Source organism: Martelella sp. FLE1502, from assembly GCF_053484255.1.
On record NZ_JBAKFQ010000008.1, the window covers coordinates 123,373 to 150,030 of the forward strand.

Annotated in this window: 19 protein-coding genes and 2 pseudogenes; 9 read left to right on the forward strand and 12 right to left on the reverse strand. The window is 63.4% G+C overall.

The window, feature by feature from the left end:
* Positions 1 to 207 precede the first annotated feature (207 nt).
* Positions 208 to 2,589, reverse strand: a complete 2,382-nt coding sequence (locus V6767_RS09360; RefSeq protein WP_448473228.1) for a YbcC family protein — start codon at positions 2,587 to 2,589, stop codon at positions 208 to 210.
* Positions 2,590 to 2,600: 11 nt separating this feature from the next.
* Entirely contained in the window at positions 2,601 to 4,166 is a 1,566-nt protein-coding gene (locus V6767_RS09365; RefSeq protein WP_448473229.1) for a proton-conducting transporter transmembrane domain-containing protein, read from the reverse strand.
* A 107-nt stretch (positions 4,167 to 4,273) separates the two neighbouring features.
* On the opposite strand from V6767_RS09365, the gene V6767_RS09370 reads away from it, so the two are divergent.
* Positions 4,274 to 5,146 (forward strand): LysR family transcriptional regulator, encoded by an 873-nt coding sequence (locus V6767_RS09370; RefSeq protein WP_448473230.1) that lies wholly within the window; start codon positions 4,274 to 4,276, stop codon positions 5,144 to 5,146.
* A gap of 48 nt (positions 5,147 to 5,194) precedes the next feature.
* On the opposite strand, the gene V6767_RS09375 is transcribed toward V6767_RS09370, so the two are convergent.
* From V6767_RS09375 to V6767_RS09400, 6 genes are all read right to left on the reverse strand, one after another.
* Complete coding sequence (locus V6767_RS09375) at positions 5,195 to 5,323, reverse strand: hypothetical protein (RefSeq protein ID WP_448473231.1); 129 nt, start codon at positions 5,321 to 5,323, stop codon at positions 5,195 to 5,197.
* 45 nt (positions 5,324 to 5,368) lie between these two features.
* The gene (locus V6767_RS09380; RefSeq protein ID WP_448468042.1) at positions 5,369 to 5,794 is read right to left on the reverse strand and encodes a RidA family protein; all 426 of its coding nucleotides are present in this window, start codon (positions 5,792 to 5,794) and stop codon (positions 5,369 to 5,371) included.
* 106 nt (positions 5,795 to 5,900) lie between these two features.
* A complete protein-coding gene (locus V6767_RS09385) occupies positions 5,901 to 7,517 on the reverse strand; it encodes a hydantoinase B/oxoprolinase family protein (RefSeq protein ID WP_448473232.1) in 1,617 nt (538 codons plus the stop codon).
* A 3-nt stretch (positions 7,518 to 7,520) separates the two neighbouring features.
* Complete coding sequence (locus V6767_RS09390) at positions 7,521 to 9,569, reverse strand: hydantoinase/oxoprolinase family protein (RefSeq protein ID WP_448473233.1); 2,049 nt, start codon at positions 9,567 to 9,569, stop codon at positions 7,521 to 7,523.
* 37 nt (positions 9,570 to 9,606) lie between these two features.
* Positions 9,607 to 10,923 carry an NAD(P)/FAD-dependent oxidoreductase gene (locus V6767_RS09395; protein ID WP_448473234.1) on the reverse strand — a complete coding sequence of 439 codons (1,317 nt, stop codon included), beginning with the start codon at positions 10,921 to 10,923 and terminating at the stop codon, positions 9,607 to 9,609.
* Positions 10,924 to 10,933: 10 nt separating this feature from the next.
* A complete protein-coding gene (locus V6767_RS09400) occupies positions 10,934 to 11,650 on the reverse strand; it encodes an SDR family NAD(P)-dependent oxidoreductase (protein ID WP_448473235.1) in 717 nt (238 codons plus the stop codon).
* A 303-nt stretch (positions 11,651 to 11,953) separates the two neighbouring features.
* Here V6767_RS09400 and V6767_RS09405 point away from each other — a divergent pair, with 303 nt between their 5' ends.
* From V6767_RS09405 to V6767_RS09420, 4 genes are all read left to right on the forward strand, one after another.
* On the forward strand, positions 11,954 to 12,970 hold the full coding sequence (locus V6767_RS09405) for a TRAP transporter substrate-binding protein (protein ID WP_448473236.1): 1,017 nt from the start codon (positions 11,954 to 11,956) through the stop codon (positions 12,968 to 12,970).
* 110 nt (positions 12,971 to 13,080) lie between these two features.
* Positions 13,081 to 13,647, forward strand: coding sequence for a TRAP transporter small permease (locus V6767_RS09410; protein ID WP_448473237.1), 567 nt, complete (start codon positions 13,081 to 13,083; stop codon positions 13,645 to 13,647).
* Positions 13,648 to 13,663: 16 nt separating this feature from the next.
* Positions 13,664 to 14,968 (forward strand): TRAP transporter large permease, encoded by a 1,305-nt coding sequence (locus V6767_RS09415; protein WP_448473238.1) that lies wholly within the window; start codon positions 13,664 to 13,666, stop codon positions 14,966 to 14,968.
* 48 nt (positions 14,969 to 15,016) lie between these two features.
* Positions 15,017 to 15,817, forward strand: coding sequence for a DeoR/GlpR family DNA-binding transcription regulator (locus V6767_RS09420; protein WP_448473239.1), 801 nt, complete (start codon positions 15,017 to 15,019; stop codon positions 15,815 to 15,817).
* A gap of 64 nt (positions 15,818 to 15,881) precedes the next feature.
* Here the strand turns inward: V6767_RS09420 and V6767_RS09425 are convergent, their stop codons facing one another.
* From V6767_RS09425 to V6767_RS09440, 4 genes are all read right to left on the reverse strand, one after another.
* Positions 15,882 to 16,994, reverse strand: a complete 1,113-nt coding sequence (locus V6767_RS09425; RefSeq protein WP_448473240.1) for an ABC transporter permease — start codon at positions 16,992 to 16,994, stop codon at positions 15,882 to 15,884.
* A 3-nt stretch (positions 16,995 to 16,997) separates the two neighbouring features.
* Positions 16,998 to 19,778 carry a ribosome-associated ATPase/putative transporter RbbA gene (gene rbbA, locus V6767_RS09430; protein ID WP_448473241.1) on the reverse strand — a complete coding sequence of 927 codons (2,781 nt, stop codon included), beginning with the start codon at positions 19,776 to 19,778 and terminating at the stop codon, positions 16,998 to 17,000.
* Positions 19,775 to 20,833, reverse strand: coding sequence for an HlyD family secretion protein (locus tag V6767_RS09435; RefSeq protein WP_448473242.1), 1,059 nt, complete (start codon positions 20,831 to 20,833; stop codon positions 19,775 to 19,777). Before V6767_RS09435 ends, rbbA begins: the two co-directional genes overlap by 4 nt.
* A gap of 281 nt (positions 20,834 to 21,114) precedes the next feature.
* Positions 21,115 to 22,896 (reverse strand): SLC13 family permease, encoded by a 1,782-nt coding sequence (locus V6767_RS09440; protein WP_448473243.1) that lies wholly within the window; start codon positions 22,894 to 22,896, stop codon positions 21,115 to 21,117.
* 365 nt (positions 22,897 to 23,261) lie between these two features.
* Here V6767_RS09440 and V6767_RS09445 point away from each other — a divergent pair.
* From V6767_RS09445 to V6767_RS09460, 4 genes and pseudogenes are all read left to right on the forward strand, one after another.
* Positions 23,262 to 23,471 (forward strand): annotated as a pseudogene (locus V6767_RS09445) (transposase); the annotation flags it as partial.
* A 56-nt stretch (positions 23,472 to 23,527) separates the two neighbouring features.
* Complete coding sequence (locus V6767_RS09450) at positions 23,528 to 25,003, forward strand: protein adenylyltransferase SelO (RefSeq protein ID WP_448473244.1); 1,476 nt, start codon at positions 23,528 to 23,530, stop codon at positions 25,001 to 25,003.
* 205 nt (positions 25,004 to 25,208) lie between these two features.
* A pseudogene (istB, locus tag V6767_RS09455) lies at positions 25,209 to 25,721 on the forward strand (IS21-like element helper ATPase IstB); the annotation flags it as partial.
* A gap of 264 nt (positions 25,722 to 25,985) precedes the next feature.
* A complete protein-coding gene (locus V6767_RS09460) occupies positions 25,986 to 26,384 on the forward strand; it encodes a hypothetical protein (protein ID WP_448473245.1) in 399 nt (132 codons plus the stop codon).
* Positions 26,385 to 26,658 lie beyond the last annotated feature (274 nt).

Below are 26,658 nucleotides of genomic sequence, written 5' to 3' on the forward strand. Positions count from 1 at the left end.
GCCTCCGATACCCTTCCACCTGGCAATGCGCCTGAGGCTATCGCGCGCGGCATCCGCTGTCCCGCGAGCGTCACCGTTTCGATGGATGATGGTCGCGGCGGGGAAGGTTGACCGCCGCCGCGAACTCATAAAAAAGGACTTGCGAACAACAGAGCGGAGACGGGCGGCACGGTTGGCTACTGCCCCCCTCCAGCGACGAGGCGGGGCTCACGCCGCCTGCTCAACCTCCCCTTCTTCCGTCCAGACGCCACCTGGATGATACCGTCTTGCCATCCGCCCATCCTTCAAGGCGAGCAAGTGCAGCCAACGGTTTTCAAAAAGCGCTCTGACTTCGGGATGCACATTGAGGACAGACGAAATTGCCTCCTCAGGGGCCTCGATCAGCACGGATAGCCTGAGCGGCGCATGCTCCAGGTTTTCGCCATTGTGGAGGGTCTGCCACGGCAGGCCGGGCCGCAGGCGGCCGCCATTGCCCTCCACCACGCCAATGCCGCCGACCACGTTGTGGATCAGCTTGTTGCCGCCGCCGAAGGCCTCCGGCGCAACCGTGGAGCCGTAATATTGCAGACTGATCCAGCTTGCGACGACCACCGGAGCGGTCAAGATCAGTTCCAGCGTCCTGAAGTCCTCGTCCGCCCGCCAGTCATAGCTGTGCAGAAAGGCGCGTCCGTCGAGGTTGGCTCCGGCCGTCACATGGCGCGGCGCGGCGATGAAGGCGGCGCATCCGGCAAGGCCCCATTCGGGTCTGATCTCCGACCAATCGGCGGCCCTTGCCGAAATCGACTGGGCGCTGGCGCCCGGCAGGCGGATGGCCCTTTCGGCGCGCGCCTGCGCGCCCGCGCGGCTCAGCCATGTCCGAACAGGTCCCATCTGGTCCTTTGCGGACGGAAAATCTGCGTCGAACACGGTGATCTCATCCGTCGTCGTATCATGCAAGGCGGCCACAAAACGGGTGTCTTGCGGCAGGTCGATGCCGTGACCGGGCAGGCCTGCGCGGGTCTCGTCATCGTTCAGCAGGCTGGCCAGCAGCCTTGCCGAGACTTCGCCCGAATAGCCCCCGCAAGCCCCGCAGTGATAGGCGCTCCTGTGCGGATTGTTCGTGACATTGGCGCCATGGCCGACCAGCAGAACCGTTTGGGCGTGACTGCGCGTCAGGCTCATCGCCTTCAGGACGGCGGCTGCCGTGGCGGCCTTCGCCTGAGCGGTAAGTTCAGGATCGAGTTTCGGCGCGGAGTGGCAGCAGGCAGCCCCCCTGCCGCCCAGGCCAAGCGTGTCCTTCACCAGCTTGCCGGCATAAAACGGTCCGGCGGCTTCCACATAGGCAAAGGACGAGACCGCCGCCTGGCGGAATCGTCCGAGAGCCCGGATCGTCCGCGCCTTGATGCGGGTCTCGTTTTCACTCGCCGCAGTGCCGTGACCGGTCGACCGCAGCGCAGGTTTCAGCAGTACCGGAAGATGGCTTTCCTCGATATCCGAACCATGGTCCCGGTGGGCAACCGGCAGGCCGAAAAAGCCCGCAAAGCCGATCGTCTCGATATCCGGGCTCTGGTTTTCCAGCGCCCGCCGGAACACTTCCGAGCGCACGTCGATGCAGAACGCCGCCTGCAGGACCGGACGGTTGCCAGCCTGCGGCTTCGCTGCGGAAAGGCTCGCGGAGAGCGCGCGCAGATGTGCCCGCTCCGAGGCGTCCTGCAGGATCTCGTCGATTACCTGGTCCTGCGTGGGCGCAAGCGGCGCGGCATGCGCCGAAAGCGTTGCCTGAAAGTCTTCCGTGAGTTCCGGATACCGCTCCAGCAGCGCATCTTCCCAGATCAGCCGAATGGCCAGCAGATCGCCCAGCGTCTCGTCGGACGTTCCGTCCTGCTCGGCGCGCCACAGCAGCCAGCGGGCATGCTGCGCCCAGCCGCCGAGATCCATGATCAGCCGATGGAAGAAAAACTCCGCCACTCGCGGATTGACCTTCAGCCGGCCGCAGGCCCTGAGGATCGCCTGCTCCGTCGTATCGGGCGCTGCGGACACATGCGCGCAAAAGCCGGAAAGCCCGGCGATCTCCGGGGTCAGGTCGCGGCTCGCCCAGGTCCGCCAGGCAGCGAATGCCCTCTGGTTCGGCGCTGGCGACCAGAGCGCCTGTCCGCGATCGAAATAGCCGGCGGCCCACAGTCCGATCGTCTTTTCAATGATCGCCGGCCAGTCGATGCCGGACAGTTCGGCAGCCAGATCGGCAATCGTCGGCACGGGCCTTGGCAAGGGCCGCTCCTTGCTTGCCATTTCCTTCAGTTGCGCGAGGCTGTCCGGCTTGCCGGCGGCCGGGCTCGCGAGAAGCGCGGCGAGGAGATCTTCATCGCGAATGCCGCCCGAGGCGATGTTCGCCTGGTAGGACTGCCTTGCCTGGGTAAGGCTTGCGCCCGCGCACCGCGCGAGGCGCGCGGACGCCGTGGCGAAATCCTGCCCGGTCTGGCCGAGAAACGGGTTGACCGCAACCGTCGCTTCCAGCGGGAAGGCCGGCGGAACGGCCCGGATCGCCCGCATGCCCGCGTCGAGAATGTCCGTCGCCTCAAGCGGGGCGCGGTGACCATGATCGATAAACATGGAAATTCCTTTCACTGTCTGGATTTCGCGAGCCGATAGCCGCCGATGAAGCGGTCGAGCAGCGCGTTGAGATAAAGGCCGTTCGCGATGTGGACCCTGAGCCCCGCCGTGGACGGATGGTGCGCCCAGAGCGGGAACACCGCCTGGGCAAAGGCGACCAGACCGAAGGACACAACGGCCAGTACGATCAGCGCCCATTCAAGCGGGCCTGCGACCGGCGCATGCGGCAGGCTTGCGCCCCACATCAGCTTTGCGATCTGCTGGAAGGTGAAATAGGCAAGTGCGACGAACAGCGCCGAAAGCGATGTGCGCCATGTCAGCTCCGCGGGCGCGGCGTCGGCCAGCCCCTGGGCCACCAGATAGGCGACACCGAAGATCAGCATCGCGCCGATGGCGAGCGCCTGCGGCGTTTTCGGGCCGGCAGCCAGCGAGAAGACGACGGACACGAGGCCGTAGAGGACCAGCGCGATGGCAAAGGACCGCAGGACGTTGGCAACGCTCGGGATGGCGATCGGGCCCGGCCGGCGCAGGTTGGCGACGGCAGCGACGGCCCCGCCCGACGACAGGAAGGCATGGGCCTTGTAAAGCGAGTGGGCGACAATATGCAAAAGCGCCAGCGGCCACAGGCCGAGACCGCATTGCAGCAGCATGAAGCCCATCTGCGAGATCGTCGACCAGGCGAGCGCCGTCTTGACCGCGCTTTGCGTCAGCATCACCACCGCGCCGAAAAGCGCGGTCAACCCGCCAAGGGCAACGACGACGCCCATCGCGCCGGGGCTCGCCTGCACGAGATCGGCCGTCCGGACCAGCAGGAAGCCGCCCGCATTGATGATGCCGGCGTGAAGCAGGGCGGAAACCGGCGTCGGCGCCTCCATGACCTCGGTCAGCCAGCCGTGCAGCGGGAAGGTTGCAGCCTTCAGGGCTGCCGCCAGCACGAGGCAACCGACGGCCAGATGCCCGGTAAATGACAAATGCGGTCCGGCGGTCTGAAACAGCGCGCCGAGTTCGACCGTCCCCGTGCCGGCAAAGAACAGGGCGGCGGCGCAGAAAAGCGCCACATCGCCGGCATGCCAGACGAGTGCGAATTTCGCCGCGGCCCGCCGGGCGGCAGGACGCTCCGGATAGAACAGAAGCAGCTTTTTCAGGCAGATCCCGATAGCGACGAAACCGAGGAAAAGCAGCGTCAGGCTTCCGGACTGGACAACGATCTGAACCGCCGCCAGAGCGGCCAGCATCAGGCCGTGAAACCGGCCCTCCCGCGCTTCGCCGTCGAGGTAACGGCGCGAATAGCGCATCACCACCCAGCCGATGAAGGCCACCAGCAGCGACATCGTCACGCTGACGGGATCGAGCCGGACGGCAAGCATGAACGGGCCCTTGAAAAGGCTGGCCGTGGCGGGGCCGGAGAACAGAAGCTGTGCCAGGCCGGCCAGGGCGAAACCGAAAGCGGCGAGCGCGGTTGCCTCGGCGAGCGTGGGATACCACCCCGGGCGGCGGCCGGGTCGGACGATCGCGATGGCGGCGGCGGCCAGCAAGACGATCGGCGCCAGGAGCGGCCAAAAAACGAGATGCGACATGGAAACCTCACGGGCGATTGAACATGCCGCCGATATAGCGCCTCGCTTTCATTGAAAAAATTACATATATTCTTCGAAAACGTTCTGTTTTATGAAAGTGAAAGGCCTTGAACCTCCACCACCTGAGACTGTTCCGGGCGGTCGCCCGGGATGGCACGCTGACCGGGGCGGCAAGGGCCCTGAACCTTTCGCAATCGGCCCTGTCGTCCCAGATCAGAACGCTGGAAGCGGCTCTCGGCCACGACCTTTTCGAACGACGCGGCCGGGGGCTGGTGCTGACCGAGGCAGGCCGGATCGCGCTGGATCATGCCGAAGCGATCTTCCGGGCGGCGGAAGATCTGACGGCCACGCTGAGGAACGCGGGAACGGCGCGCCGGGCCTTGCGCGTCGGCGCGCTGGCGACGCTCTCCCGAAACTTCCAGATCGGGTTCATCGAACCCCTGATCGACCGCTCCGATGTCGAGGTGGTGCTGCGCTCGGGCGCTCAGCCGGAGCTGCTGCGCGCGCTCGAAGCGCTGTCGATCGATGTGGTGCTGACAAACCTCGTGCCGGCGCGCGATGCATCCAGCCCCTATCTGGTGCACGCCCTGTCGGCGCAACCGGTGAGCCTGATTGGGCCTCCGACAGCATCCAAACTGGTGGGGCGGCCGTTGCCGGAGCTTTTGTCTGTGCATCCGCTGATCCTGCCGACGCCGGAATCGGCGCTGCGCGCCTCCTTCGATGCGTTGGTGGAGCAGCGCGGCATTTCCACGCGGATTGCCGCCGAAGCCGATGACATGGCCATGCTGCGCCTGCTGGCCCGCGCCAATGCCGGTCTTGCGGTCATCCCGCCGATTGTCGTGAGAGATGAACTCGCCTCGGGCGCTCTCATCGAACTCGGAACGCTGGAGAGCCTCAGGGAAGAATTCTTCGCCATCACCCTGCATCGACGCTTCCCGAACCCGCTGGTCGGCGAGTTGATCAGCGCGTTTGAGAGCTGAAAGGCCTTGCGGTTCGCAAACGCTGCAGGAGGAGGAGGATTTTGAAAATCACGGCGTGACCCGGACGCGCAAGCCGGTAAGGCGGCCCGCGGAAATCGACGGCACAGAGGTAACGAGGATCAGCAGCAGAACCGCCGCGCGCGGCGCGGCGGTCCCGACAACGTTGGCCAGACGCATGTCCGGCGGCTTCGGAAAATCGAGTGCGATTTTCTGACGGATGCGTCAGCCGAGCGAGATGGTGATTTCCTCGACTTCGGCCTTCGAGGCGCCGCGATAGGCGGTGACTTCGATCTCGACCTTGAAATCCGGCGCGCCGAGCGGCGAGCAGGTGACGGTGCGCTGCGGATCGATGCCGCGGAAGCGCTCGCCGACATATTCCATCACCGCCTTGGCATCCTCGACGTAAGGGATGAAGATTTTCGACTGGACGACATCGGCAAGGCAGGAATCAACCGACTTCAGCGCGCCCTCGATATTGTCGAAGCACTGGCGGGCCTGCTCCACCGGATCGGTCGACATTTCGCGGGTCTTGTAGTTGCGGCCGGCGGTGTTGGAAACGAAGATCCAGTCATCGACGCAGACGATGCGCGAATAGCTTTCCTTGGTTTCGAAGATGGAGCCGGATTTGACTTTGGTGATCTTGACCATGGTGTTTTCCTGTTCTGTTTGGGTTTGAGAAGGACAAAGGAACACTGTCCGCAGGCGTTGCCGCCTGCGACGAGGATGGAAATTGGATGAAAGGCCGGACGGGCGTTTACTGCTTGTAGAAGCGCTCCGCCGTGGCCCGGCTGATGCGCCCTTCGGCGAGGTCGCGCCGGACGGCTGCCGGGTCGCGGGCCGCCGGATCGCCGTAACCACCGCCGCCGGGCGTGGTGATCGAGACGATCTGGCCGGGCTTCAGGTCGACCATGCCGGCGAAATCCGTGCGGCCGTCGCCGAAGTCGAGCACGGTGCCTCGGGCGGAGGTGCCGCCATCAAGGCCCCAGGGTTCGGAGGCCACCCGCGAACCCTCGACGGTGAACCGGCAGGCCTTTTCCGCGCGGTAGACCCGGCGCACGCCCATGCCGCCGCGCCAGGTGCCGGCACCGGCGGAATCATCCACCAGTTCGTAGCGCAGCAGCGTCAGCGGATATTCGAGCTCCAGCGATTCCACCGGCAGGTTCGAGGTGTTGGTGAGGCTGACATGGATGCCCGAGAGCCCGTCGGAGGACGGCCGCGCGCCGCCCCCGCCGCCGATGGTCTCAAGATAGACCCAGATCGACCCGTCCTCATGGGTGCCATTGAAGATCGCGCCGGTGCAGCAGCCATTGCCGGCCGCCATGACCTTGCCGGGAAGCGCCTTGGCGAGCGCGCCATAGACGAGGTCGCAGACCCGTTGCGCGGCGGCGATACGGCCATCGACGGCCGCCGGATGCTCGCAATTGAGGATCGAGCCCTTCGGCGCCGTCACCGTCAGCGGGCGGGCAAGGCCGGCATTGGGCAGGATCGTCGGATCGACGACGGATTTCACCGCGAAATAGCTCGCCGCCAGCAGCGAGGTGTAGATCAGGTTCAGCCCGGCCCTGAACTGCGGCGGGCCGTCGAAGGCGAGCGTCATTTCCTCGCCGGCGATAGTGATCTCGACCGAAAGCTTGATCCGGTCGCCGCGCTGGTTTGAATCGAACTGGTCGGAGAAGCTGTAGGTGCCGTCCGGAATGGCGGCGATGCCGGCGCGCATCTTGCGTTCGGCATAATCCTGCAGCGCCTCGCCGGCGGCCAGAACCTTCTCGGTCGTGTATTTGACGCAGAGATCCTGCATACGCTGGACGGCGAGCCGGTTGGCCGACATCTGCGCCCTGAGGTCGGAGAGGCGCTCGCGCGGAACTTGGCAGTTGAGCAGGAACATCTCCTGCAGGTCCTGGTTCAGCACGCCTTCGCGATAGAGACGAACCGGCGGAATGCGCAGCCCCTCCTGGTAGATATGTTCGTGGCCGCGATCGGCGAAATCCGAATGGTGGGCGGTGTTGACCGCCCAGGCGACCAGCGTGCCCTCGACGAAGATCGGCTCGGCGAGCACGATATCCGGCAGGTGGGTCGCCCCGCCGGCATAGGCGTCATTGGCCATGAAAACATCGCCCGGCTTGATGTCGTCCAGCTTGAAGCGGCCATAGATCGCGCCGATGACGCCTAGGAAGGAGCCGAGATGCATCGGGATATGTTCGGCCTGGCAGAGCGTGTTGCCGTGGCGGTCGAACAGCGCGGTCGAGCAGTCGCGGCGTTCCTTGATGTTGGTGGAATAGGAGGCGCGCACCAGCGCCTCGCCCATCTCCTCGACGATGGACTGCAGCGCCGAGCCGATGACTTCTACCGTGATGGGATCAATCGTGGTCATCGTTCAAACCTCCAGGATGAGATTGAGGTACGGATCAACCGTGCCGGTCATTTCCGGCAGCAGCACGGTGGTTGTGTCCATCTGTTCGACAATCGCCGGGCCGGTGATGACATTGCCGGCCTTCAGCAGGCTGCGTTCATAGACCGGGCAGTTGACGAACCCACCGGCCTCCGACATCCAGACCTCGCGTTCGCCGATCTTCGCCTCTGAGGCATCGGGGCCGTGATCGTCCTGTTTCTGGAACTCGGCCTTGTCGACGATGCCAGCGGCCTCAACCCGCAGGGTGACGAGCTGGATCGGCTCGCCCTCGGCGATGAAACCGAAACGCTGGCGGTGCGCCGCCTCGAAGCCCTTTTCGAGCGCCGCGAAGGTTTCCGCCGTGATGGGTCCGGCCGGAACCGTGACCGAGAGCTCGTAATTCTGCCCGGCGTAACGCATGTCGACCGTGCGGGTGATGACGCGGCGGTCCCCGGCGATGTTTTCCGCCGCGAACCAGACATCGGCCTGTTCGGCAAGGCTTGCGAAACCCTCTTCCAGTGCGGGGCGGGCGGTGTCCGAAAGCTCCATCAGCCGTGACAAGGCGAAATCCGAGCGCAGGTCGGTGAGCAGCAGGCCGAGCGCGCAGAGCGTTCCGGGCGTCAGCGGCACGATCACCTTCGCCATGTCCAGTTCGCGTGCAAGGCGGGCGGCATGCAGCGGACCGGCGCCGCCGAAGGCCATTAGCGCATAATCGCGCGGGTCATGGCCGCGCTGGACCGAGATCACCCGGATCGCCTTCGCCATATTGGCGGTGACGACCGAGATGATGCCCTGCGCGGTTTCCATCACGTCGACGCCGAGCCTGTCGGCGAGCCTCTGGATCGAGGCCAGCGCCAGATCGTGCCGCACCTTCATGCGGCCGCCGAGGATTTCGACCGGGTTCAGGGTCTGCAGCACGATATTGGCATCGGTGACCGTCGGCTCCTCATTGCCGAGCCCGTAGCAGACCGGCCCCGGATGGGCGCCGGCCGAGCGCGGGCCGACCTTCAAAAGGCCGCCGGTATCCACATGGGCGATTGAGCCGCCGCCGGCGCCGACCGTGTGGATATCGAGCATCGGCGCCTTGATCGGATAGCCGTGGACATCGGCCTCCCCGGTGAGCTGGCAGACGCCGTTCTGCAGCAGCGCCACATCGGAGGAGGTGCCGCCGACATCGAAGGTTATGATGTTGTCGAAGCCGGCCATGCGGCCGATCGCCTGCGCGCCGACAACGCCGGTCGAGGGACCGGAGAGCACGGTGCGCACCGGCAGGCTGCTCGCCTGATCGAAACCGATGACGCCGCCATTCGATTGGGTGAGCTGCGGCGCGACCTTGAGGCCGATTTCGGACAGCCTATCCTTCAGCCGGCGGATATAGCGCTGCATCACCGGGCCGAGATAGGCGTTGACCACAGTGGTCGATAGCCGCTCATATTCGCGGAACTCGGGCGCGACGGCGTGGGAGGCGGAGACAAAGACATCCGGCAGTTCTTCCGCCGCGATCTCAAGCGCCCGCTCCTCATGCGCGGTATTGAGGAAGCCATAGAGGAAGCAGATCGCCAGCGCCTTGATATCCTCGGCGGCGAGCGCCCGGAAGGCTTCGCGCAGCGCGTCCTCATCCAGCGGAACGGCGACGCTGCCATCGGCCTTCAACCGTTCCGGCACTTCCCGGCGCAGGTCGCGGGTAACGAGCTGTTCCGGCTTTTCGGCGAACATGTCATAGAGGTTCGGACGTTTCTGGCGGCCGATCTCGAGCAGGTCGCGAAACCCGTCCGAGACGACGAGGCCAGTCCTGACGCCGCGCAGCTCGATCAGCGCATTGGTGGCAACCGTGGTGCCGTGCCCGAGAAAGGCGAGATCGGCGGCAGACGCCCCGACCTTTTCCAGTCCTTCGACCACGCCTTGCGCGATCGCCCGCGACGGATCGTCCGGGGTGGAGGAGACCTTCCAGATCTCGATTGCTCCGGTCTCATCATTGAAGAGGCAGACGTCGGTGAATGTTCCGCCGGAATCGACGCCGATTCTCCAGGCCATGTCATGTTCCCTTTGGTTATTGCCGTCGCGCCGCTCTTCAGGCGGCCTTGGCAGTCTTCGAAAAGCGTTCATACCGGAAAGGCGCCGGATCAACGCAGGTTTTTTCATTGCGGACAATCTCGGCCATCAGCCGGCCTGCGCCCGGTCCGCTGCCGAAGCCGTGGCCGGAAAAGCCCGATGACAGATAGAGCCCCGGAACGGCCGCAATCGGGCCGATCACCGGGATCGCGTCCGGCGTCGCATCGATCATGCCGGCCCAGCTGTGGGTCAGGCGGGCATCGGCGAAGGCCGGAAAGGCGCGCGTGAGGTTACGCACTGCATTGCGGTTGAATGGCGCATGCGGCACCGGATCGAGCGTCCGGATCGACTCGAAGGGCGTCACTTGGTCGAGCGACCAGCGGCGCGGCATCTTCAGCTCACTGACCGTTTGCCCGTTGACGCGCAGCTTCAGCTCCCGCCAGCTCGTGAGCAGCGTCGGGAGGAAGTCGAAGAACAGGCGGAAACTGTCGGGCGTGACCGGCGCAACATTGGCATTGCGCTGGGCGATGGTGTAGCCGCCGTCGAGACGCTTGCGGAAGGAGAAATCGCCGCCGCCGACCGGCATTTCCGGAACGCGGCCATCGCTTTCGATCCGCGCCGCCGTTCCGAGCAGCTTCAGCTGCGGGAAATTGAGCCCGAGATTGCCGAGAAAGAGGCGCGACCATGCGCCCGCCGCGACGACGACGCTCGATGTCACGATCGTGCCCTTTTCGGTCACCACCCCGCTGATGCGACCGCCCGCCGTCTCGATCCCGCGCACGGCGCAGTTTTCTGTGATCGTCGCACCGAGACGCATGGCGGCGGATGCCATTTGCGGTACGGCCCGTTCCGGTTCGGCGCGCCCGTCATTGGCGGTATGCAGCCCCAGCGTATATTGCGCGGCAATGCCCGGCAGCAGTTTCTGCAGCCCGGCGGAATCGAGAAGCGTCGAGGGCATCCCGGCCTCGCGGCCATATTTCTCCCAGGCGGTGAATTCGGCGATCTCGGCCTTGGTGCGGCAGACATAGGTGATGCCGGTTTCGCGGAAGCCGGTCTTAATGCCGAAGCGACGGTCGATATCACGCCAGAGATTGAGGCTCTCGATCGTCAACGGCAATTCCTTGGGATCGCGCCCCATCTGCCGCACCCACCCCCAGTTGCGCGAGCTCTGCTCGGCGGCGACTGCGCCCTTCTCGCAGAGAGCGACATTCACCCCGGCCTCGGCCAGGAACAGGGCGGTCGTCACCCCGGCGATCCCGCCGCCAATGATGACGACATCGGCGCTTTCGGGCAGGGGCGCGGCAAAGCCCGGACGTTGCAAATTCGGAACCGGCATGGCGCTTACCTCAGAGCATGTCTTCGAGGCGGCAGTTGACCAGCATTTCCGCCATCGCCGCGTTGTTGGGAAGCTCGATCGCGGTGCGCACCAGTTCGGCCATGGTTTCCGGCTGGATCATGTCCTCCGGCTTGACCTTGCTGGTGTAGGAGCTCATCTCGGTGCGCACGAAGCTCGGGCAGATCGCGGTGGCGCGCACGCCCTTTTCCCAGGCGACGTGCCGGGTCGTGTGGGTCAGGCCCATCACCGCGAACTTGGTCATGTTGTAGCCGACGAAGCCGTTGCGCACCCGCTTGCCGGACATCGAAACGATGTTGACGATCCGGCCGCGACCGGTCTCCTCCAGATGCGGCAGGCAGAGCCGGGTCAGCCGGAGCGGCGCCTTGACATTAACGGCCCAGAGCCGATCCAGCGCCTCTTCATTGTCATCGGTGAGCAGCACCTGTTCACCGCTCCCGGCATTATTGACGAGGCCGTCGATACGACCGAAACGAGCAACCGTCCCGTCGACCCACGCTTTCGCCGTCTCCGGCTCGAAGGCATCGAAGCGATGATAGAACAGCCTCTCGCCGGGCACGCCGAATTCGGCTTCAAGCTTGGAAACATCGCGCGCGCCGAGCGAAAGCCGGTAGCCATGCTGAAGCAAATCCCGGACGATCGCCGCGCCGATGCCGCGATTGGCGCCGGATACCATGATGACAGGCGCGTCCTGTGGTGAAGTATGCATGTATCGAATTCTCTTGAAACGTTATCAGAAGGTCGTTCGCCGCTTTATGCGTTTATATGACGTTTTATGGTCGATTTGCAGAGAGATGGCAACTATCAATCAGCATAGAGGTCAAAATATTGGTCGAAAATGCGTCAAGCCGCGCATCAACACGCGTTATTCCGCAAAAAAGATGATCTTTTGTGCGTTTTTAATTGACAGTTTTTGGCAAGGCTGCTTACTTTGTCAAATCCGAAGAACGAAAACGTCTCGGTGCCCGGCCGAACAGCGGGCGGGCGCGAAGCCTTACGAAAGGGGAACCGAATGACCATCACTAGACGCATGCTGATGCGCAATGCAGCCCTGGCCGGCGCGATCGGCGCCCTTGGCAATCGTGCTTTTGCCGCCTCTACCATTCGCTGGGATATGGCGGACGAGTACAATGCCGACGCGCTTTCTGGCAAGGCATCGAAATACTTCCTGAGCGAGTTGCAGAAGAAGGTCGGCGACCAGATCGCCATCACCTATCAGGGCGGCGGCGCGCTGGGTTACAAGTCGGCGGACCAGTTCGACGCCGTGCAGGATGGCGCGGTGCAGACCGCGGTAACCCTGATGACCCAGCTCGGCGGCATCGATCCGTTGTTCAACCTGTCCTCCCTGCCCTTTATCGCGAAGACGCCGCAGGAAGCCTATCTCCTCTGGCAGGCAGCCCGGCCGGAATATGAGAAAATCTTTGCCGACAACAACATGGTGCTGCTCTGGGCCATGCCGAACCCGCCGTCCGGCATCTTCGCCGACCGGGCGATTACCTCTACCGACGCGCTCAACGGCCTGCGCATCCGCACCTACGATGTCAACGGCACGCAGACGCTGATGAAAGCCGGCGCGGCGCCGCTGCAGATCGCCTGGTCCGACCTTATCCCCCAGCTTTCGACCGGCGCGATCGACGCTGTGCTCACCTCCGCCGATGGCGGCGTGCAGCTTTCACTGTGGGATTATCTCAGCGATTTCACCGAGATGAACTACGCCATGGGTCTGTTCATGTGCCATGTGAACAAGGATGCGTTCGACGCTCTGCCAAAGGACGTTCAGGACGCCATGCTCGCCATCACGGAAAGCTGCGACGCCTATAACTGGAAGATCATGACCGAAAGCATCGAGGCTTCCTACAAAATCCTGCGCGACCACGGCATGACGGTCACCACCGCTGCCGACGTGCCGGATGATGTCTTCGCAACGCTCAATGCCGCCGGTGCTGCCGTGCGCGAGGACTGGGTGGCCAAAACCGGGTCGCGCGGCGCCGATGTGCTGGCCCAGTTTGATGCCCTGAAGGCCGGCTGATATCTCTCCTCCTGCGGCCCGCTCCTGCTATGGGGCGGGCTGTCTGATGCATTTCAATCAGCGGGCTTGCAGCACGAAGACTGTGATTGCCCGCTGTAGCGGAGACGATCATGGCGCTTGAAGAACCGCATTCACATCACCTCTCCGAGGCGACCGATGATCCACGATGGTTGCGGCTGATCGCCCATGCCTCGACGATCCTCAATCGGGCGGCGGCCTTCATTGCCGCCTGCATCCTCGTCTTGATGACCGCCTTCACGCTTCTGGAAATCTGCCTGCGCTTTTTTTCGAAGTCGACATTCATGGCCGACTCGCTGGTCGGCAACGGCGTCGCCGCCGTCGCCTTCCTGTCGGCCGCCTGGGCGCTGGAAGAGGGCTTCATGATCCGCGTCAAGGTGCTGACCGACCGTGCCGGGCCGAGACTGTCCTGGATGTGCGAATTCTTCACGCTCGTCGCCGTCGAGGCGCTGATGGTTTTCCTGGCCTGGTACCAGTGGAAGTCCGTTTTCAAGAACTGGAGCCGGGGCACCGTCTCCGAAACCTATCTCCCCATCCCGATGTGGATTCCCGAGAGCTTTTTCCTGATCGGCCTGTCGCTGATCGCGTTTCAGGTTTTCGTGCGGATCCTCCGGCTTCTGGCCGTCGGCCACGCCGACGAGCGCGCGCTGACGCTCTAGCTGAGGAACGCAAGCCATGTCCGTTTCAATGTCTGCCCTGACGCTGCTGCTGCTGCTCGTGATCTTCCTCGGCGCCGGAACGTGGATCTTTGCCGGCCTGATGCTGGTCGGCGCCGGCGCGATGTATTTTGCGCTCGATTTCAACTGGGTCCGGATCGGCTCGATCGCCACCAAGGTCATCTCGTCTTCCGCCGTGTCGTGGGAACTCGCCGCGATCCCGATTTTCATCTGGATGGGCGACATCATCTTCCGCACGGATATTTCCAACCGTCTGTTCCGCGGGCTCTCGCCGCTCGTCTCCCGCGTTCCAGGCGGCCTGCTCCACACCAATGTCATCGGCTGCACGATCTTCGCCGCGATCTCGGGCTCGTCGACGGCGACAACCGCCACGGTCGGCAAGATCACCATTCCCGAATTGAAGGCGCGCGGCTATGACGTCTCGCTCGCATCCGGGTCTCTTGCCGGGGCCGGAAGCTTCGGACTGCTCATTCCGCCATCGATCGCGATGATCGTTTATGGCGTTTTGGCCCAGGTCTCGATCGCAAAGCTGTTTGCCGCCGGGCTTTTGCCGGGACTGATGATGGCGGTGCTCTATTCCGGCTATATCGGGTTGGTCTCGCTCATCCGTCCCTCGGTTGCGCCGCCTCATGGCGAGCCTGTCTCATGGCGCGTGATCTGGAGAGGCGTTCTCGATCTCGTGCCGATCCTGGTGCTGATGACGATCGTGCTCGGCGCGATCTACACCGGCGTCGCAACGCCTTCCGAGGCAGCCGCCGTGGGCGTTTTCGGCGCGATCGTGATCACGCTCGTCACCGGGCAGTTCGCATGGCAACTGATGATTGACAGCCTGAAGAGCACGATCCGGGTCTCCTCGATGATCCTGATGCTGATTGCGGCCTCGGCCTTCCTGTCATCCGCCATCGCCTACATGCACCTGCCGTCGATGATCACCGAAAGCATCGCCGCGATGAACCTGTCGCCCTATGGCGTGCTGCTGATCCTCGCCGTCCTCTATATCGTCCTCGGCATGTTCCTCGACGGCACCTCGATGACCGTCATGACCGTGCCGATCGCCGTGCCCCTGATCGTGCATGCCGGTTTCGATCCGCTGTGGTTCGGCGTCTACCTCGTCATCATGATCGAGATGAGCGCGCTCACGCCGCCGGTCGGCCTCAACCTCTTCATCCTGCAGGCGCTTACCGGCGAAACCATCGGCAAGACCGTGCGCGCCGCCTTGCCGTTCTTCCTGCTGTTGTGTATCGGTACCGCCCTGCTTGCGATATTCCCGCAGATTGTGCTTTGGTTGCCCAACGCCCTTTGATGGCGGCGTAGCACGCATCTCCACTATCGACGACCCGAAGGCCGGACATTGAACGAAGAGACCAACAGCGAAGAACTTCTGCCCGCCGAGCGTCGCCAGCAACTGGTGGACTGGTTCAAGAGCAACCAGGCCGGCACCAGCCAGGACCTGGCGCGCATGTTCGGCATCTCCGTGTCGACGATCCGGCGCGACCTCGACCTTCTGGCCTCCGAAGGGCTGGTGAAACGTACCCATGGCGGCGCCGTCAGCATTCGTTCGCGCGCGACATACGAGCCGTCGACGGATCTCGCCCGCCGCACGGCGCTTGAGGAAAAGCAGGGGATCGTGCGCGAGGCCTTGCGCTTTATCGAGCCCGATCAGGCCCTGCTGATCGACACCGGCGCCGTCATCTGTCATCTGCTCGCCGAAGAAATCGCCGGCCTCGACATTCCGCTGACGATCATCACCAACGACCTCCATGTCGCCCAGGTGCTGACATACAAGCCGAACATCAAGCTGATCGTGCCCGGCGGAGCTTGCCGGTTCGGCTCCTTCAGCCTTCTCGGCGAACCGGGCCTGAGCTTCCTCGCCGATATACGCTGCGACCTGTTCTTCATGTCCGCCGCCGCGATTGACGAGCAATGTGTCTCCGAAACCCTGCTGGAGCTGGTCCAGTTGAAGCGCGCCATGATCGCCGCCGCCAACAAGGTGATCCTGCTGGCCGATTCCAGCCGCTTCATGGAACGCGCCCTGCACAAGACCGCCGCGATTGACGCCATCGATACCATCATCACCGATGAAGGCCTGGCACGCGAGCAGATCGACAAATTCCCCTCCCCCGGTCCGCAGTTCATCACCGCGCTGGTATAATAACGAACATCGCTGATTGTGATTTTTTGAAGATCGCGAGACCAGGCTCTGGCGGTCGCGATGACTACCTTAGCGACCGCCGGAATCGCCATAACGATAATGAAAACAGGGCGAGGCCGATGGCGGCGAGGCTTAGAAGCTGCGGCCAGATGACTGCAAGCCCCGCGCCCCGGAACATGATCGATTGCGCCAGCGCGACGAAATGCGTGTCCGGCGCCAGCGACATGAGGGTGCGCAGAACCGCGGGCATGTTCTCCACCGGCGTCAGGCCGCCGGCGAGAATCTGCAGCGGAAACAGAACGAGCATCAGCAGCAGTCCGAATTGCGGCATCGAGCCGGCAATGGTGGCCAGGAAGATGCCGAGCGAGGTCGTCGCAAACAGCTGCAGCGCCATGCCGAGTATCAACAGCCACAGCGAGCCCGCCACGGGAATCGCAAGCCATGTCTGCACCACGACGGTGATCGAAAAGCAAGCCGCGCCCATCACCACCGCCGCCATCGGCCATATCTTGCCGAGCATGATTTCCGCCGGCGTCACCGGCATGACGAGAAGATGTTCGATGGTGCCGCGTTCGCGCTCGCGGATGAGCGCGGCACCCGTCAGGATGACGGACAGCAGCGCGACATTGTTGACGACCTCCATCATGGCGCTGAACCAGTTCGGGTTGAGCTCGGGATTGAAGCGGGCGCGCAGCACCAGACCAACGGGAGCGGGTTCGCTGGCGCGGTAGCGCTCAAGGAACTCGGAAACCTCGCCCGATACGATTGCCTGCACATAGCCTGCGCCGGTAAAAGCCTGCGTCATCCGCGTGGCGTCGACGTTGAGCTGCATGGCCGGCTCGCTGCCGGCCAGAAGGTCGCGCTGGAAATTCGGCGGGATGACAAGCGCGAATGTATCGACGCCCTCGTCCATGCGCCGTTTCATCTGTGACAGCGTGATCGTCTGCGGGGGAAGGAAATAGGGCGGGTAGAAGGCCGAGGCGATGCGCTCCGACAGCGCAGAGGCATCCTCGTCCACAATGGAGATCGGCGCCTTGTTCAGCGTGAAGGGCACCGCGACCGCCGCCGCATAGACCTGAAGCGTGAATACGGCGACGATCAGCACCAGAAGAGCGGGCGTGCGCAACAGGCTCCACAACTCCTTTATGCCCAGTCGCCAGATCGTTGATACTCGCATGGCTCAGCGCGCCTGTTTTCGGAGGAAGAGAACGCTGAGCAATAACAGCGCGAGGCCGGCCGCAAGCAGCGGCAGGAGCGAGGCGGTCAGATCGCCGAAACCCAGCGCCTTGGAAAAGGCGCCGCGCGAGATGGTGACGAAATGGCTTGCCGGGTTGATGGCCCCGATCAGCGCGGCCTCGCCCTCCATGGAGGCGATCGGATCGATCATGCCGGAATACTGGACGGCCAGCATCATGGTGACGACAGTGGTCAGGAAGATCGCGGCGATCTGGCTATTCATGAAGCTCGAGATCAGCAGTCCAAGCCCGGTCGCCGCGATGGCGTAAAGCAGGCCGCCAAGCGCATAGGCCAAAACGCTGCCGGTGAACGGGACGCGCTGCACGAGGATGGCGAAGGCGGTCATCATCGCGAGATTGATCATGGCAAGGCCGACATAGGGTATCTGCTTGCCGAGAATGAATTCCAGCCTGGTCACCGGCGTCACGTAGAGATTGACGATGGAACCGAGGTCCTTCTCCCGCACGATCGAGAGCGTGGCCAGCATGGTGGGAATGAACAGGAGTACCAGGGCGATGACGGCCGGAACCATGGCGATGATGCTTTCCACGTTGGGATTGTAGCGGAACCGCGTCTCAAGCCGGAAGTCCTCGGCCAGCGCCTCTTCTCCAAGGAGCGCGCGTGCCTGCCGCATCAGCCAGTGCGCGTGCAGCCCGTCGACATAGCCCTTGGCGGTCTCCGCGCGCGACGGCATGGAACCGTCGAGCCACCCGCCGATTTCCACGTTGCGGCCGGCCGCCACCTCGCGCGCGAAGCCGGACGGTATCTCGAGGGCAAGGCTGATCTCGCCGCTGCGCATGCGCCGGTCCATATCGGCATGATCGACGATCGGAGGACGCTCGGTGAAATAGCGCGAGCCCGCAATGTCGAGCGTATAGTCGCGGCTGACCGTCGTGCGGTCGTGGTCGAGCACAGCGAAAGGCAAATCCTCGACATCCATGCTGATTCCGTAGCCGAGGACGAACAGGAGCACCAGACTACCGATAAAAGCGAAGGCGGCGCGGATCGGGTCGCGGCGCAGTTCCAGCGCCTCGCGCCGGGCATAGCTCATGATCCGCCGCGGATCGAGCCGGCGATTGTGCACAGGCTGATGCCCGGGTCCGATGGCGTGGACGATATCCGCGGAAACGGCATCCGTTTGCGGCCCGCCTGCCGTGCTGCCCCCCTCCCCGATCGCATCCTCCAGATAGGAAACGAAGGCTTCCTCGAGATTGGCAGTGCCGCGCGTCTCGACGATCGCGGCCGGTCTGTCCGACACCAGCACCTTGCCGGCATGCATCAGCGAGATGCGATCGCAGCGCTCCGCCTCGTTCATGAAGTGCGTGGAGATGAAGATCGTCACGCCGTCATTGCGCGCCAGATCGACGAAACTCTGCCACAGCTGGTCGCGCGCGATCGGGTCGACGCCGGAGGTCGGCTCGTCGAGGATCAGCATCTCGGGCGCATGGATCATGGCGACGGCGAGCGACAGGCGCTGGGTGACGCCGAGCGGCAGGGCGTCGGGCAGCGTTTCCAGCACATCCGTCAGGTCAAAGCGTTTCGCCATTTCGGTGATTCGAGCCGGAATATCCGCCGCCGGCAACTGGAAAAGGCGGGCATGCAAATCCAGGTTCTGACGAACGGTCAGCTCGGAATAGAGCGAGAAGAACTGCGACATGTAGCCAACGCGCCGGCGGGTATCGAGATCGCGCGGGTCGACCTCGCGTCCGAACAGCCGCGCGGTGCCCCCACTGGCCGGCAGCAGGCCGGTCAGCATCTTCATCGTCGTCGTCTTGCCGCATCCGTTCGAGCCGAGAAAGCCGAAGATTTCGCCCCTGGGGATGCGGAAGCTGACATTGTCCACGGCGGTGAAATCGCCAAAGCGCATCGTCAGCCCGTCGGCCTCGATCGCGGGCGCGCCGTCGCCGCGCTCGGGCCGGGGCGGAATATCCACCTTCTTATGGCGGCTGCGCTTTTCCTGCGGCAGAACGGCAATGAAGGCGTCATCGAGCGAGGACGTATCAGTCTTCGCCTGAAGCTCGGCCGGCGTTCCCGTCGCCAGCACGCGGCCGCCGTCCATGGCGACGAGCCAGTCGAACCCGGCCGCCTCCTCCATATAGGCGGTCGCGACGATCACCCCCATGCCCGGCCGGTTGGCCCTTATGGCGTTGATCAGTTCCCAGAACTGCCGCCGGGAAAGCGGGTCGACGCCCGTTGTCGGCTCGTCGAGGATCAGGAGGTCAGGGTCGTGGATCAGCGCACAGCACAGGCCGAGCTTCTGCTTCATGCCGCCGGAAAGCTTGCCGGCCGGGCGGTCGGCAAAGGGATCAAGACCGGTGGCGGCCAGAAGTTCATGAATGCGGCGCTCGCGCTCCCTGCGGGCATGACCGAAGAGGCGGCCGAAGAAATCCACATTCTCGAACACGGACAGAGTCGGATAGAGATTCTTGCCGAGCCCCTGGGGCATATAGGCGATGCGGGGGCCGATCGCGCTGCGGTCGCGCGCCTTGCGCATGTCGGCGCCCAGCGCCTCGACCGCGCCGGCCTGCACCTTGCGCGCCCCGGCAATCAGCGAGAGCAGCGTCGATTTCCCGACGCCGTCAGGGCCGATCAGGCCCACCATCCTGCCGGCGGGAAAGTCAATCGATACGTCGTCGAGCGCGCGGGTCTTCTTGAACGCATGGCTGACGTTAAGCAGGCGCGCCGCAAGCGCGGGAGCATCGCTGGTTCGCGCCGGCCCGCTCATTCCAGCAATCCGGTGCGCAGGCTTTCAGGCCATGCCGCCTCCGGGTCGGTCTTGACATAGGCTATGCCGGGCAGACCCGGTTTGACGTAGTCGGCGTATCGTTCAAGAAGCGCCGGCGCAACGCGTACCCGAACGCGGAACATCAGCCCCTGGCGCTCCTCGGCTGTCTCGACGGTGCGCGGCGTGAACTGCGCGACATCGGACAGAAACGAGACGGTAGCCGGAATCACCACGCCCGGCGCGGTATCGAGGACGATGCGCGCCTCCGAGCCGATGGCGAGACGTCCGGCCTCCAGCGTGGGCAGAAAAACGGTCATGTAGACATCGCCGAGATCGATAAGGTTCAGGACCCGCCCGCCGCCGGCGACAACCTCGCCGGGCTGGGCGACGAGATACTGCACCCGGCCGTCTCGCGGCGAACGCAACGTGCTGTCGTCGATCTCGGTTTGGATCCGCTCTATCGCCGCCTTGGCCGCCTCGATATTGGCCTCCGCATCCACGATCCGCGCCCGCGCCGTGGCGATGCCCACCTCGGCGACGGCGACCTGGGCGCGAGCGGCGTCGAGCGCCGCACGGGCGCCTTCGAAACGGGCGCGATCATCCTCCACCGTCTGTTGGGCCACGGTGTTGCGTTCGACGAGCTGTTGCGAGCGGTTGAAGCGGCTCTCGGCCGAGCCAAGCTCGGCCTCGCGTTGGGCGACGACCGCCAGCGCGGCGGAACGTTCGGCCTCGGCTTGCTTGACGCCGCTTTCCGCCACGTCGCGGCCGATCCGGCCGCGCTGCAACTGCGCACGCGCTTCCCGCAACATCGCGTCGAGCTGCTGGGTGTCCATATGGGCAAGCACCTGGCCGGCCGCCACGGTGTCACCCTCCTGCACGAGAATATCGCTGATCCGGCCGCCGGAGCGGGCGGATATGTCGATGGAGACCGCCTCGATGCGGCCATTGCCCGAGGCAATACCGGCCGGCAATCCCTCTTCCGCCAGGCGCTCGGTCAGATACCAGCCGACAACGGCCGCGACCGCCACGAGCGCCAGCGCGAACCAGAGGTTCATGAAGAGTCGTTTCAGCCGCTCAAGCATATGCATCTTTCTCTTGGGCTGGCAGTCGATCCGGTATGGGTCCGCTCATCATAGGCTGGCTTTGCGATCAAACAAGTGGATATTCGCCGCGGGCTTTTGGAAGGCGAGACGTGCCGCTCCGGCAACAATCTCGAAAGCGCGAAAGCGGATGGCACGCCGCGGTTGGAGCCGGATATTGAGATCATCATTGGCATCTTCACCGGCGCTGCTATCGCGCGTCTTCTGTTACGCGTTAGCCCTGCAGGGCGCCTCGCTCACATCGGGAAGAAAAGGCCGATCGCGAAGACCGAGGTAAGTCCGACGATGATGTTCATCGGAATCCCCATTTTCAGGAAGTCGCTGAAGCGGTAATTGCCGGCGCCATAGACGAGCGTGTTCGTCTGGTAACCGATCGGCGTCGCAAAGCTCGCGCTGGCCGAGAACATGACCGCGACGACGAACGGACGGGGATCAAGACCAAGCTGGGTGGCGAGCGCTATGACGACGGGCGTATAGACAACCGCCACGGCATTGTTGGTGACGGTCTCCGTCAGGATGGAGCCCACGAAATAGACTGCCAGCAGCATCAGCATCGGCGAAAGGTTTTGCAGCCAGGGTTTCAGCATGCCCACGACAAGCTCCACGGCGCCGCTGTTTTCCAGTCCGGCGCCGACGATCAGCATCGCGAAGATCAGAATAAGAATGGATCCGTCTATGGTCTTCCAGGCCTCATCGCTGTCGATACAGCGCAGCGCGAGAATGACGGCAACGCCCAGCAGGGCAAGGATGCCGATCGGCAGAACATTGAAGGCGGCAAGCGTGACGATGCCGATCAGGGTCAGGACGGCAATCGGGGCCTGGCGACGCCGAAAGGCGCGGCCGCCCGGTTCCGTAACGGAAACAACGTCGCCGACCCTGGACAAATCATTGAAACCTTCGGACGTGCCTTCGAGAAGCAGTTTGTCCGCCGGCCGCAATTGAACATTCACCAGGTCGGGGCCGGCCACGTGGCTGGCGCGGTAGGCGCCGAGCACACGCATGCCGGCGCGCCGCCCGAGCGCCAGGCCCGCTATGCTCGTGCCCGAGCTTCTGCGCGATGGCGACACGATTACTTCGGCCACGCGTGTCTCGGCATCCGGGTCCAGCAGAACCGACCGGCTCAGCCCCACCTGCAATCCGTCCTGCTCTTCAAGGGTCAGGAGCTCGGATGTCGGCGCAATGACGATCACCGTGTCTCCCTGTTGAAGCACGTGTTCGGGCAGGTCGCCACGTTCGATCTCGCTCCCGCGCTTTACGCCTGTCACGCGAATGCCTGAACGCTGAAAATCGCTGGCTTCGGAGAGGGGTTTTCCGATGCCGGCATACTTGGACAGAATCGTGATCTCGGACAGAAACGGCGTCTCCTCATCGAGGACATTCTCATCGCTATCGCGTTGCGGGAGAAGGAACTTGCCGAGCACGAAGACAGAAACGCCGCCCACGATCGCGGAGATGATGCCGACGGGCGCGATCTCGAAGATCGAGAACGCCCCCAGACCGTTCTGTTGCGCAACGCCTGCCACCAGAAGATTGGTGGAGGTGCCGATCAATGTACAGGTTCCTCCGAGAATGGCCGTGTAGGAAAGCGGGATCAGCAACCGGGTCGGCGCCATGCTCAGGCTCGCCGCAAGACGTACAACCACCGGAATGAGAACGAGAACAACGGGCGTGCTGTTCATGAAGGCGGAGGCAGCGGCGGCGATGAAGATAAAGATCACAATCGCAAGAACGGGGTGGGATTTGGCGCGCTCCACGATGAAATCGGCAAGCGCGTCCAGTACGCCGGTGCGCAACAGCGCGCCTGAGACCACGAACATCGCGCCGATTGTGATTGGGGCCGAGCTGGAAAACACGCCCATCACATCATCCGCAGGCACCAGTCCAAGGACAATGAACACTGCGGCGCCGATGACGGCCGTGACATCCGGCGGGTACTTTTCGAGCGTGAAAGCGGCGAAAAGAAGCGCCAGAAGCACCAGTGCCGCGATTGCAGGGGAAATGCCGAAGAACTCTAACATAACTTTCCGTTCTGCTGTCCGAAATGAACGCACATGCTGACAATCGATTTCCTCGCCTCTGAGAGCGAGAAATTCGAATAACGAGAAACGAACGTCTGCGAACGAACGCCTGCAACCTCTTAGACCGTTTCAGTTTTTGGCGAAAGATACCCAGAATTTGCGAGATAACCCAGGCGCTCTTAAGCCGGATGGTCGTGAAAAGACCAGCAGCTGGCGTGGCTCGCAACGGCTGTGTCGGCGGCAGATAGCCGTTGCTTGTCTTGGCCAGGCATCATCATCCGATCGGCCGGCGCTCCGGGCCCGCTTTCGACGCATTCATCCGAGAGACATCGAGCAAACTCAACCCGTCACGGTCACACATCAGCGTGACCACGAATTCTATGGCGACGCTCAACTTGAAAATCCGCTGCGCAGTCAGAACGCTCGATCACTTCACGAAAGATGAAGCCGCGGCCAAGTTGATCTATCTGGCGCTCAATGTTACCTCAACCGAATGGAAACGTTCAGGGCGGGAATGGCACACCGTCAAAAGCCAGCTCGCCATCATGTTCAAAGAACGTTTCCCTATGTCCTGAGACAACGCCAGGGTAGAAATTTCTAGACAGTTTCCCGCGGAAGCAATGCGGAAAAGATGACGGTAGATTTCGACTTCGACAACAGCTACGCGCGTCTCGGCGCCGCCTTCCACCGGACAACCGTGCCGTCGCCCGTCGCCGCGCCGCATCTTCTGAAGCTGAACCGACGGCTCGCCGTGGAACTCGGGCTCGACGCGGATGCGTTAGACAATGCTGACGGGGCCGAAATCTTCGCCGGCAACCGGCTCCCAACAGGCGCCGAGCCGATCGCGGCCGCTTACGCCGGACATCAATTCGGAAACTTCGTGCCGCAACTCGGCGATGGGCGCGCCATCCTCCTCGGCGAGGTCGTCGACCGAGAGGGCCGGCGTCGCGACATTCAACTGAAGGGGGCCGGCCCCACTCTCTTCTCGCGCAACGGCGACGGACGGGCAGCACTCGGTCCGGTCCTGCGCGAGTATCTCGTCAGCGAGGCCATGGCCGCGCTCGGCATTCCAACCACGCGGGCGCTGGCCGCGGTCGCTACGGGAGAGCCAGTCTACCGGGAAACGGCCCTGCCGGGCGCGATTCTGACGCGTGTCGCCTCCAGCCATATACGCGTCGGCACGTTCCAGTTTTTCGCGGCACGGGGCGACGATCCCGCGGTGCGCCAACTCGCCGACCATGTGATCGACAGGCATTACCCCGAGGCCGCGGACGCTTCCAACCCCTACCGCGCTCTTCTCCAGGGCATCTGCGCCCGTCAGGCCGAACTCGTCGCACGCTGGATGAACATCGGCTTCGTGCACGGCGTCATGAACACCGACAATATGTCGATCGCCGGGGAAACGATCGATTACGGCCCGTGTGCCTTTCTCGACGTCTACGATCCCGCGACCGTCTTCTCCTCGATCGACCGGAACGGGCGTTATGCCTACGCCAACCAGCCGAGGATCGCGCACTGGAACCTCGCACGTCTGGCAGAATGTCTGCTTCCGCATCTCGATCCAGACGAAAACAAGGCCATTGAAGCCGCACAGGACATCCTCTCCAGTTTTGCCGACGCGTTCAACACCGCTTATGTCGACGGCTTCCGCGCGAAGATCGGATTGCAGTTACCGCAGACGGAAGACGCCGCGTTGATCGAGGATCTTCTTGGGCGTATGGCACAGCAGAATGCGGACTTCACCCTGACCTTCCGCAATCTCGGCAAAGCAGCGGAAAGCGAGCAGGCCGATGGGGCGGTGCGCGGTCTCTTCGCCGACCCAGCCGCCTATGACGGCTGGGCAGCGCGCTGGCGTCAGCGCCTCGCGGCCGAACCGAGAGAGCCGGGTGAGCGCCGCGCTGCGATGGATGCGGTCAACCCGGCGATCATTCCGCGCAACCACCTCGTCGAGGAAGCACTTGCCGCCGCGATGGCCGGCGACCTTGCACCCTTCGAACGCCTGAACGAAGCGCTGGCCACACCCTTCGAAGACCGGGCGGAGTTCGCCGATTACGCCGGCCTTCCGCCGGTGCCCGAGGCGCCCTACCGAACCTTCTGTGGCACGTAAGCGCGCGGCCTGCGAACGGCGCAATCCTAAAAAGGGGCATCCCTTTGATACCGTCAAACACAGAACCGCTCTAGTGCATCTCGCGACGGGTGTTCCGGCGCAGAATAGCAAAAAGGCCTCACCCGTCGAGAGTGAAGCCTTTGATATGTTTGATAAAACAGTATTGGTTGCGGGGGCAGGATTTGGACACTGTTTTTTTTTCGCACGATGCGCGTTCATGGACGGAGCGCAGAACATTGTCCTCGTCGGCGGGCCGGGCACAGGCAAAACACACGTCGCGACCGCTATCGGCGTCCAGGCTATCGAGCGTCACCACCGAAGAGTCCGCTTCTTCTCGACCATCGAATTGGTCAACGCGCTCGAACAGGAGAAGGCAAAGGGCAAGGCAGGCCAGATCGCCGAGACGCTGGTCCGTTTCGATCTGCTGATCCTCGATGAGCTCGGATACCTTCCGTTCAGTGCTGCCGGCGGAACGCTGCTCTTCCACCTGTTGAGCAAGCTCTACGAACGCACGAGCGTCGTTATCACCACCAACCTGAGCTTCAGCGAATGGGCCAACGTCTTCGGCGATGCCAAGATGACCACGGCTCTGCTCGATCGTCTGACCCACCGTTGCCACATCCGGGAAACAGGGAACGACAGCTTCCGCTTCAAGGCCAGCTCGGCCGCAGCAGCACAAAAGAGAAAAGAAAAAGCCAGCCCGTTGAGCAAACCCTGATCAGAAAACCACACTCAGATGTGGCTCACTTCTCGGTGGAAAACCGGCTCAGTTCCGCGTGGAAACCAACACGGCGAAACGCTCTAGAGCGATAGACTGCCGGGCGGCGGCCAGGCCAATCCGCTCGTGGACGAAGTCGCGGGGCGACAGTTGGTGATCATCTATCCCGGCGGCCACCACTTCATGGAGACGCCGATCAGTGACACGATCATCGCCTACGGTCTGCCCGAGAGCTGACGGGAGCTTTCGCTCTTTAGACGCACCTTGAATGGCCGATACTGGTCCGCCTCCCCCTCAAGGGAGGCGGACTTCGCTTATGCGGCTTCGAGTACTGTTCATCGCAGCGCCATAGCGGCGGCTGTTCTGACTGAAACGGTCAACACTTCCGGCGCGTCGGCCATCGACCGAGAATCAACCCGTTGTCTTTTTGTGACCGGAAAACACGGCGCGGAAGAGGCCCTGGTGCAGCCAAATCCGCTCAAGCAGGCGCTGACGAACTTCGAACAGGCCGGTTCCAGCAACAAGACGTTTTTCCCGATCGAGGATCGTCGCCTTGGTGGACTGGAACACTGCCAGGTCGATAACAAGCATGTTGCGCGCGAAGTGGTGTTGAACTGGCTTTGCTCAATCGGCCTCGGTCCGTCGGCGCCGCGCGCTGCATGATCGGGACCCAACGGCCTGGTCCGGCCGGTCCGATTTCATTTCGGGCCGGCCAACAAGGAAGTTCGGGTGCTTACTTTGGGCTCGGCTATCCCGGCTAACAACTGCTATTACCAGCGACGTCCGAAGATCACACCCATTTGCGCCGGGATCGGAGCCTTGCGGGCAATCTCCCAGATGATTTCGTCCACGTTGCTCGTGTGCATCTCAAGGTCTTGAGGGGATATCTCTCTTGCCGCGACACGCCGACGCTCCCGGTCGACAGCGACCTGACCTA

Coding starts and splice junctions, on each gene's coding strand:
- rbbA (WP_448473241.1), bottom strand. CDS start 19,778: ATGAGCGGGCCGGCGCGAACCAGCGATGCTCCCGCGCTTGCGGCGCGC.
- V6767_RS09425 (WP_448473240.1), bottom strand. CDS start 16,994: ATGCGAGTATCAACGATCTGGCGACTGGGCATAAAGGAGTTGTGGAGC.
- V6767_RS09395 (WP_448473234.1), bottom strand. CDS start 10,923: ATGCCGGTTCCGAATTTGCAACGTCCGGGCTTTGCCGCGCCCCTGCCC.
- V6767_RS09405 (WP_448473236.1), top strand. CDS start 11,954: ATGACCATCACTAGACGCATGCTGATGCGCAATGCAGCCCTGGCCGGC.
- V6767_RS09435 (WP_448473242.1), bottom strand. CDS start 20,833: ATGAACCTCTGGTTCGCGCTGGCGCTCGTGGCGGTCGCGGCCGTTGTC.
- V6767_RS09415 (WP_448473238.1), top strand. CDS start 13,664: ATGTCCGTTTCAATGTCTGCCCTGACGCTGCTGCTGCTGCTCGTGATC.
- V6767_RS09385 (WP_448473232.1), bottom strand. CDS start 7,517: ATGACCACGATTGATCCCATCACGGTAGAAGTCATCGGCTCGGCGCTG.
- V6767_RS09380 (WP_448468042.1), bottom strand. CDS start 5,794: ATGGTCAAGATCACCAAAGTCAAATCCGGCTCCATCTTCGAAACCAAG.
- V6767_RS09390 (WP_448473233.1), bottom strand. CDS start 9,569: ATGGCCTGGAGAATCGGCGTCGATTCCGGCGGAACATTCACCGACGTC.
- V6767_RS09410 (WP_448473237.1), top strand. CDS start 13,081: ATGGCGCTTGAAGAACCGCATTCACATCACCTCTCCGAGGCGACCGAT.
- V6767_RS09400 (WP_448473235.1), bottom strand. CDS start 11,650: ATGCATACTTCACCACAGGACGCGCCTGTCATCATGGTATCCGGCGCC.
- V6767_RS09375 (WP_448473231.1), bottom strand. CDS start 5,323: ATGCGTCTGGCCAACGTTGTCGGGACCGCCGCGCCGCGCGCGGCGGTT.
- V6767_RS09360 (WP_448473228.1), bottom strand. CDS start 2,589: ATGTTTATCGATCATGGTCACCGCGCCCCGCTTGAGGCGACGGACATT.
- V6767_RS09365 (WP_448473229.1), bottom strand. CDS start 4,166: ATGTCGCATCTCGTTTTTTGGCCGCTCCTGGCGCCGATCGTCTTGCTG.
- V6767_RS09450 (WP_448473244.1), top strand. CDS start 23,528: ATGACGGTAGATTTCGACTTCGACAACAGCTACGCGCGTCTCGGCGCC.
- V6767_RS09440 (WP_448473243.1), bottom strand. CDS start 22,896: ATGTTAGAGTTCTTCGGCATTTCCCCTGCAATCGCGGCACTGGTGCTT.